A 9,062-nucleotide genomic window follows, 5' to 3' on the forward strand; every position below is an offset into this window, starting at 1 on the left:
ATTCTATAGTGGGCCTGGGAGTTGGTGTCGGAGTGGGAGTAGGTGTTGGTGTGGGTGTCGGAACCGAACTATCTGCAAACTCTACGTTTCCAGTAACTTTAGACGCATCTATTTTATTTCCTACAGAAACCAGCTTGTTAGAACTGGCATTTTGCAAATTAAATTTACCGTTATTGCGTAGAGTATTGCCTCCTAAGTTATTGGTACTGCCGATATCCGGTAGGGCAGTTCCGATTACTGTGATACCATCGTCAGTGTTATTTTCGCAGACATTGTTACGCAATACAGGACGAGCGCTGCCAGAGATGACAATTCCAGAACGGTTTTCGTAAACTTTGTTATCTCGAAGGGTGGGTGATGCAGTATCACTAATGGCAATGCCAAAACCTGTTTTTAAGCAGGTATTATCTTGAATTTGACCTTTGGAATTTTTAGCGATCGCAATTCCATTGGCTGCATTCTCACTGAACACATTACCTAGAATAACTGGATTAGCCTCACCTGTAGTAAATACTCCCTCCCGCTTACAGTTGGTGAAGGTGCTATTCGCAACAGTAGGGGCAGTTGATTCAATCCAGACACCACTACCACGGCTAGCTAAATTTGTTACAGTCACTCCCCGCACTTCGGCTTTATCTAGTAGCACAAATGTGACATTCTGAGCAGCAAAAGTACGGCTCAAATAGCTACCACTCCCTTCAATTAAAATACCATTACCTTTATTGGTTTCATTACCCACCACTGTCACTCCAGATGGAACCGTTAGCGGAAAGGCTTCACCGCTAGCAACATTGTAATTACCTTCTGCTAATTGAATCTTGGTGTTATCTGTAGATACCTTAAGGGCTTGCGTAATAGTTTTGAAGGGGGCTTGTTGAGTACCTGGGTTGGTATCTTTGCCTGATACTGGATTTACATAAAAATTCTGAGCCATATTTATACTTCCAAAAAATACATAGTTATCTTAGCGCTAACCATGAAAATGGGTAGCGTTTGATGCATTAAGTAACTTAAAGTACTTTTTACTGCAAGGTTAAAAATTTATGCAAATGCTTTTAGGGGTCACTAGTACTCGACTAATTCAAAAGGCTGTGAAGTGGGAAGTAAGAAATGGGGAGTTAAGAGTTAGGAGTTTGAAGTTCTGAGGTGGATGAATCCAGTTCAAAGGTGGATTAACGGAGTTCTGAGGTGGATGAATCCAGTTCAAAGGTGGATTAACGGAGTTCTGAGGTGGATAAATCCAGTTTAAAGGTGGATTAACAGAGTTTTGAGGTGGACGGACAAGATTTTAGCTTTCCCTTTGTTCATGAATTGGCTACCTCAATAGATAAATTCCCTAAACCTTAGCGTATTGCTCTATATAAGCATTACAGTATAAAAATAAACAAGACGGCTTATGTTAGTTGAAGGCTGAAACAACGCAATCTCGCTCATAAGGCTAGAGTTTACAATTGAAGCTAAGGCTGAAACCTTTGATATTGCTTGAGACTTTTTAATTCACATAAGGCGTACAAGACAAATGTACAAGACAAGGGAGAAAATTTTACCTTATCTCCCTTGTCTCTCTTATCTCCTCTTAATAGGGCCACTTCCAATCGCGAATTTCTGGCATATCGTCGCCGTATTTCTCAATGTAGTGCTTGTGTTCGATTAGCTTATCTTGCAACAGCTGTTTGACATAAGCTGCCCTGTATCCTAGTTTTGGTACGCGATCAATTACGTCCATTACTAAATGGAAGCGATCAAGCTCGTTAAGCACAACCATATCAAAAGGAGTGGTGGTGGTTCCTTCTTCTTTGTAGCCACGCACATGCAACTGATCGTGATTGGTGTGGCGATAGGTTAAGCGATGAATCAACCAGGGATAGCCATGAAAGGCAAAGATAATGTGTTTATCGGTGGTGAAAATCGTGTCAAAGTCTTTTCCGCTCAAACCGTGCGGATGTTCGCTTTTTGGCTGTAGTGTCATCAAATCGACTACGTTCACTACCCGCACCTTTAACTCAGGGAAATGCTGGCGCAGAATGTCCACAGCCGCTAAAGTTTCTAAGGTGGGAATATCCCCAGCACAAGCCATCACTACATCTGGTTCACCGTCTTGGTCGTTACTTGCCCATTCCCAAATACTGATGCCTTTGGTGCAGTGCTTGATAGCAGCATCAATATTTAGGTATTGCAATGCTGGTTGCTTTCCTGCAACGATGACGTTGACATAGTTACGGCTTCTTAAACAATGGTCAGTTACCGATAGCAGAGTGTTGGCATCGGGGGGCAAATACACGCGAACGATTTCTGCTTTTTTGTTGATTACATGGTCAATAAAACCGGGGTCTTGATGAGAGAAACCGTTGTGGTCTTGTCGCCAAACGTGGGAGGTGAGTAGATAATTGAGGGAAGCAATTGGTTTACGCCAAGGAATATGTCTGGTCGTTTTCAGCCATTTGGCGTGCTGATTGAACATCGAGTCAATGATGTGGATGAACGCCTCATAGCAAGAGAAAAACCCGTGGCGTCCTGTGAGGAGGTAGCCTTCTAACCATCCTTGACAATTAGTTTCGCTGAGAACTTCCATCACCCGACCATCGGGGGAAAGGTGGTCATCTTCCGGGAGGATCTGGGCTGTCCAATCCCGATCTGTAACTTCTAGCACAGCGCCTAAGCGATTTGATACCGTTTCATCGGGGCCAACGATGCGGAAGTTGCGGCTTTCTTGGTTAAGTTGCATGATATCTCGCAGGAAAATTCCTGCAACTTGGGTAGCTTCAGCGATCGCTTGCCCTGGTTTGAGAACATCTACGGCATAGTCTTGAAAGTTGGGCATCTTCAAGTCGCAAAGCAAAAGACCGCCGTTAGCGTGGGGATTGTCACCCATGCGTCGATGACCTTTGGGAGCCAATTCTGCTAGTTCGGGAATCAGTGTGCCGTTAGCGTCGAAGAGTTCTTCTGGTTTATAACTCTTCATCCAATCTTCTAGGAGTTTCAGATGTTCTGGCTGTTTGGCTATGTTGCCAAAGGGAACTTGGTGCGATCGCCAAGAACCTTCAGTTTTTTTGCCATCTACTTCCTTTGGCCCTGTCCAACCTTTGGGGGTTCTCATGACAATCATTGGCCACTGGGGACATTTAGTGAAACCGTGTACGCGGGCTTCTCTTTGGATACTTTGAATTTCAGCGATCACTATATCTAGAGTCGCCGCCATCTGCTGGTGGACATCTGCGGGATCGTCACCTTCGACAAAGTATGGCTTATAGCCATAGCCTACGAATAAGCTTTCTAATTCCTCACGGCTGATCCGTGCCAATACTGTTGGGTTAGCAATCTTATACCCATTCAAGTGGAGGATCGGCAGTACAGCCCCATCATGCACGGGGTTAAGAAACTTATTGGAATGCCAGCTAGTTGCTAAAGCACCTGTTTCAGCTTCACCGTCACCCACAACAGCAGCAACAATTAAGTCAGGGTTATCAAAGGCAGCACCGAAAGCGTGGACGAGGGCATAACCTAATTCCCCCCCTTCATGGATGGAACCAGGAGTTTCCGGTGCAACGTGGCTAGGAATCCCACCAGGGAAAGAGAACTGTTTGAAGAGTTTCTGGATTCCTTCAGCATCCTGGGAGATGTTGTGATAATACTTAGTGTAAGTGCCTTCCAGATAGGTGTTGGCTACCAGTCCAGGGCCTCCATGACCAGGGCCAGCAATATAGATCGTGTTTAGGTCATATTTTTTAATGACCCGATTCAGGTGGGCATAGATCAAGTTAAGCCCTGGTGTTGTTCCCCAGTGACCCAAGAGCCTAGGTTTTACATGTTCCAGCTTTAGCGGTTCTCTTAGTAGCGGATTGTCGAGTAGATATATCTGCCCAACCGAAAGATAGTTAGCTGCACGCCAGTAGGCGTTTATCTTACGTAATTCTTCTTCTGTTAAAGGCTTTGTTTGTGGAGTTGTTGCTAATGTCATTATTGACACTCCATTAGAAAAGGTTTTTGGCGTATCATCCAGTCAGCAATTATACTTTTTTTCAAAATAATTGCCATCTTCCCATGATGAGTTTTTCCAGCCTTTGGATTAAATTCCTTGCTTCTGAGCAACAATGAAGAGCGATGTCTAGAACGGGCTACGCTTACGCTACTAATTGAGACTATCAATCAACATACTTTCCTTATAAATGCTTAGTTATAAAGTGTACTAAAATGCTATTTTTAGCATTAATAAATAATTAGTAGAAAGTGTTCCTAATTTTCGGATTAATCGCTGCCCATCAATGAAAACTACTTAATAAGAAAGTACCACTAACTCTTGCATTAAACCGCCTTCACCGGAAGGTATGAATATCAAAGGCTCATTCACGGTAATGCGCTATCAGTAATTGTCCAGTTACCTGCTGTAGTAAACTACATCTAAGCCAGAGGACTGCATTCAATAGTTGATAGCGCTGTGAAAAAAATCCTGATTGTGTCAGCTAATCCTACTACGACAGATAAACTACGCTTGGACGAGGAAGTAAGGGAAATTCAGGAAGGGTTGCAACGCTCTCGCAGCCGAGATAAGTTTGAACTTATTACTAGATGGGCAGTGCGTCCTGACGATTTGCGGCGTGCGCTTTTAGATCACGATCCTCATATTATCCATTTTTCTGGACATGGTGGAGGAAATCAAGGTTTAGCCTTAGAAAATAATACAGGGCAAATGCAGCTGGTGAGTACGGAGTCACTGGCAAGGCTATTTAAGTTATTTAAGGACAAAGTTGAGTGTGTATTATTAAATGCCTGTTATAGCGAGGTGCAAGCTGAAGCAATTTATCAACACATTAATTACGTAGTTGGGATGAATCGGGCAATTGGGGACAGGGCGGCAATTAAATTCGCGGTAGGCTTTTATGATGCACTAGGCGCTGACAGGTCTTATGAGGATGCTTATGAGTTTGGCTGTAGTGCTATTGACTTAGAAAGTATTCCAGAGTCTTCTACCCCAGTGCTGAAAAGTCGGAACAATCCCCAAGGTGCTATCTCTGCTAACGAAATTATTCCAGATAACGAGATAAAACCAGCAGTTTCCTTAGAAAATCCAGAAGGGCAGGTAGCTCTAAACTCTGCTTTTTATGTCGAGCGATCGCCTATTGAGGTAGACTGTTATGAAGCAATTCTTCAACCAGGGGCCTTAATTCGCATCAAAGCTCCCCGGCAGATGGGCAAAACTTCGCTGATGTCGCGGGTTCTCCATCATGCTAGTCAACATGACTATCAGACAGCACGCGTGAATTTCCAGTCAGCCGATGCAGAATTTCTCACTAATTTAGATCAGTTTTTGCAGTGGTTCTGTGCCAGCATTACTAACGAGTTGAATCTACCCGATAAATTAGACGAGTATTGGAAGGGTGTTTTAGGTAGCAAGAATAAATGTACAAATTACTTTCAACGGTATTTATTACCCGCGATTAATAGTCCCATCGCTTTGGGTTTGGATGAAGTCGATGAAGTCTTCAAGTATCCGATAATTGCTGCTGATTTTTTTGGATTGCTACGAGCTTGGCATGAGCGGTCAAAGAATGAGACAGTTTGGAAAAATCTCCGGTTGGTGATTGTGCATTCTAAAGAAGTTTATATTCCACTCAATATTAATCAGTCGCCTTTTAATGTGGGTTTACCCATTGAGTTGCCAGACTTAAATCAAATACAAGTACAAAACTTGGTACAGCGTCACAGCCTCAATTGGCCTGAATCACAAATTGAAGAATTAACGACACTCGTGGGTGGTCATCCTTATTTAGTGCGGGTAGCGCTTTATGAAATTGCTCGTGGTAGGATGACGCTGGAAAATCTGCAAAAAATTGCGGCAACTCAGGAAGGGCCTTACAGTGACCATCTGCGCCGCCATTGGCTGAATTTGCAAGAGGATGCAGAATTGCTGGCTACGGTTAAACAAGTGATGATGGCAAATCGCCCCGTGGATGTAGGCACAACTGAAGCGTTTAAACTCCGCAGTATGGGGTTAGTTAAGTTTCAAGGCAATGAAGTGATACCTCTGTGTGAATTGTATCGTCAATACTTTGGGCATCGCTTGGGAATTAAAAATTAAAAAAGTACATTAGGAGTGCAATAGGACTTTCATCTGCAATTACCATTTAACAAAAAGGTTCAACAAATGGTTCAACTTATTCAAGGAAAAGATATCACCCTAGCCCAACTTATTGATGAATTTGGTCTACAAGTTGCAGACGACGAACTTTTTTTTTCAGAGTGGCAGCAAGATTTACCTGAGTTGAGTGATTTAGAAAAGCAATCTCTCAACGAAGTCAAGACAGAATATTTGCATCTATCGAAATATCCTATTTTGGAACCTGTAGTCAAAATGGTGGTGCTATCTCCACTATTACGTCTAGCAGGTTTTTATCAACCGCCTTTTTACATCGCGTCGGAACAAGAGGTAAGAATTTCTTCTGAAGACGAAGGCATGATTATCAGAGGACGTATTGACATCTTAGTGTTCCATCCTCCACTTTGGGTTCTCGTTATTGAGGCAAAACGAGCAGATTACTCGTTAGTGCCAGCAATTCCACAAGCATTGGCTTATATGTTGGCAGATGCAACTTCGGCAAAACCTGTTTTTGGGTTTGTCACTAATGGTAGTGAATTTCAATTTATTAAGTTGACGAAACAGAGTACACCGAGATATGCCTTATCTTACACACTGTCGCTTAATCGTGGGGATGACTTATATACTGTCGTAAAAGTGTTAAAACATCTAGCTGATTTAATTCGTAATTCGTAATTCGTAATTCGTAATCTTATAGGGTATGTTAGCCAAGGACATAACTTACCATCTCAATACTATCTGTGCTAATGCACCCTACAAACTAGCTGTATTTCATAATTTTGAATTTTGAATTTTGAATTTTGAATTCGGAGCGAAGCGACGTGACCCAGTACCAATATCAAGTCGGTGGTAGTCTGCCTCAAAATGCACCAACTTATGTTAGACGGCAAGCTGACCATGACCTCTATGAAAGCTTGAAGGCTGGGGATTTTTGTTATGTACTCAATTCCCGGCAGATGGGGAAATCTAGTTTGCGGGTGCAGGTAATGCAGCAGTTGCAAATTGAGGGATTTGCTTGTGCTGTTGTTGATATTACAGCGATTGGGACGGTAGATATTACCCCAGAAGAGTGGTATGCCGGGGTGATTGATACTCTGGTGGGAAGTTTTAATATTTATACAACTTTTGATTTAGATACTTGGTGGACTGATAACGCTTTGCTTTCACCAGTGCAGCGTTTGAGCAAGTTTATTGAAACGATTTTACTTAAAACAATTACTGAAAATATTGTTATTTTTATTGATGAAATTGACAGCGTTCTGAGTCTTTCATTCAACTTGGATGACTTTTTTGCAGTTATCCGCGATTGCTACAACCGACGAGCAGACCATCCTGAATATAATCGTCTCACCTTTGCTTTGATTGGGGTGTCTACGCCTTCAGATTTGATTCAAGATAAACGCCGAACACCTTTTAATATTGGGCAGGCAATTGATTTAACTGGCTTTCAACTCCCAGAGGCGCAACCTCTGGCGCAGGGATTGGCGGCGGTGGGTAATGCCCAAGAGTTGATGCAGGTGGTGCTGGACTGGACGGGAGGACAGCCGTTTTTGACGCAAAAAGTTTGTAAGTTGTTAATTGAGGAATGCCCTGTAGAGACGCGATTTATCGCGTCTTCTGGAGACAAGGAGAAATCCCAAATTGAGGGGTTGGTGGCAGGGGTGGTAAGAAAGCGGATTATTGAGAATTGGGAGACGCAAGATGAGCCGGAGCATTTGAAGACGATTCGTGACAGAATTTTGCGGAGTGGGGAACAGAGGACTGGGCGATTGTTGGGGTTGTATCAGCAAATTTTGCAGCAGGGAGAGATAGTAGCTGATGATAGTCTTGAACAAACGCAACTGCGGCTGACGGGTTTGGTGGTGAAGCGAGACGGGAAGCTGCGAATTTATAACCGGATTTATACAGAGGTGTTTAAGCAGGAATGGTGCGACAAGATTTTAGCAAACTTGCGCCCCTACTCCGATACATTTAATGCCTGGGTTGAGTCGGAACGTCAAGATGAGTCGCGCTTGTTGCGGGGACAGACTTTGCAAGATGCCCAAGAATGGACAGTAGGTAAAAGTTTAAGTGACTTGGACTATCGGTTTTTAGCTGCTAGCCAAGAGTTGGAAAAGCGCGATGTGCAGAAAAGGCTGGAGGCAGAGGAACAGGCAAAGCAAGTTTTAGCAAAAGCAAACAGCAAAGCTAATCAACGAATTCGCATTGGTTCTGTAGTGCTGGGTTTTGCTCTGGTGGGGGCAATTGCTTCGGGAATATTTGCACAACAGAGGACTCAGCAAGCTAATCATGCCATAACAGATTTAAAAACAGAAGCCGAAGCCCAGCGTCAAAAAAATGAGCAGATATCGCAGCAGGCAAACGATGCAGAAGTCAGACAGAAAGCAGCAGAAACCAAAGAGAAACAAGCAAATAAGAATTTAAATTCTGCAAAAGCTAACTTGGTAAAAGCTAATCAGCAGTTTAAAGCTGCAACAAAGAAGGTAAAGTCTGCTGAGGAAGATGCGAAGAAAGCAACGATAGAAAAACAACAGGCACAACAACAAGCAAGAAAAGCTCAAAGTGACCTGAAAGTAACAGAAATTGCCCGGAAAAAGGCACAGCAACAACAACAGCTAGCAAAACGAGATTTGAAAACAGCGCAGATTGCCAAGAAAGAGGCAGAGGCAGAGCGTCAAGTTGCCTTAGACACTACGCGACTGGAACGGTCAGGAGTAGCGAATATTAACCGCTCTCAGTTTAATCAACTGGGGGCTTTGCTGGCAGCCATGCGGGATGGCAAGGAGTTAAAAGGTTTAATAGACAAGCATAGTCAGGGAAAATCAGAAGCTTATCCTGCGGCTAGTCCAGTTTTAGCTTTACAGACAATTTTGGATAAAGTGCAGGGATTTACTGTAATGGCCGGGCATGAAAGTTTTGTCACAAGTGCCAGTTTTAGCCCGGATGGGCAGCGCATCCTCACCGCCTC

Annotated in this window: 5 protein-coding genes; 3 read left to right on the forward strand and 2 right to left on the reverse strand. The window is 43.3% G+C overall.

The genetic code is table 11. The features are described 5' to 3' along the window. Positions 1 to 934 (reverse strand): DUF1565 domain-containing protein (locus ACFE90_RS08620; RefSeq protein WP_375499556.1); only part of this gene is annotated, 934 nt, incomplete at its 3' end. A gap of 642 nt (positions 935 to 1,576) precedes the next feature. Next, the gene (locus ACFE90_RS08625) at positions 1,577 to 3,958 is read right to left on the reverse strand and encodes a phosphoketolase (RefSeq protein WP_375499558.1); all 2,382 of its coding nucleotides are present in this window, start codon (positions 3,956 to 3,958) and stop codon (positions 1,577 to 1,579) included. 477 nt (positions 3,959 to 4,435) lie between these two features. Between ACFE90_RS08625 and ACFE90_RS08630 the strand changes: the two genes are divergently transcribed. The 3 genes from ACFE90_RS08630 to ACFE90_RS08640 form a co-directional block, all read left to right on the forward strand. Then, complete coding sequence (locus tag ACFE90_RS08630) at positions 4,436 to 6,076, forward strand: AAA-like domain-containing protein (protein WP_375499560.1); 1,641 nt, start codon at positions 4,436 to 4,438, stop codon at positions 6,074 to 6,076. 66 nt (positions 6,077 to 6,142) lie between these two features. After that, positions 6,143 to 6,769, forward strand: a complete 627-nt coding sequence (locus tag ACFE90_RS08635; protein ID WP_375499562.1) for a type I restriction endonuclease — start codon at positions 6,143 to 6,145, stop codon at positions 6,767 to 6,769. Positions 6,770 to 6,915: 146 nt separating this feature from the next. Continuing rightward, a partial coding sequence (locus tag ACFE90_RS08640) for an AAA-like domain-containing protein (RefSeq protein ID WP_375499564.1) occupies positions 6,916 to 9,062 on the forward strand: 2,147 nt, incomplete at its 3' end.

This window comes from uncultured Nostoc sp. (assembly GCF_964245445.1).
GTDB lineage: Bacteria > Cyanobacteriota > Cyanobacteriia > Cyanobacteriales > Nostocaceae > Nostoc.

Bases quoted from the DNA above. Each gene is read 5' to 3' on its own strand.
- ACFE90_RS08625 (WP_375499558.1), bottom strand. From the start codon at position 3,958: ATGACATTAGCAACAACTCCACAAACAAAGCCTTTAACAGAAGAAGAA.
- ACFE90_RS08635 (WP_375499562.1), top strand. From the start codon at position 6,143: ATGGTTCAACTTATTCAAGGAAAAGATATCACCCTAGCCCAACTTATT.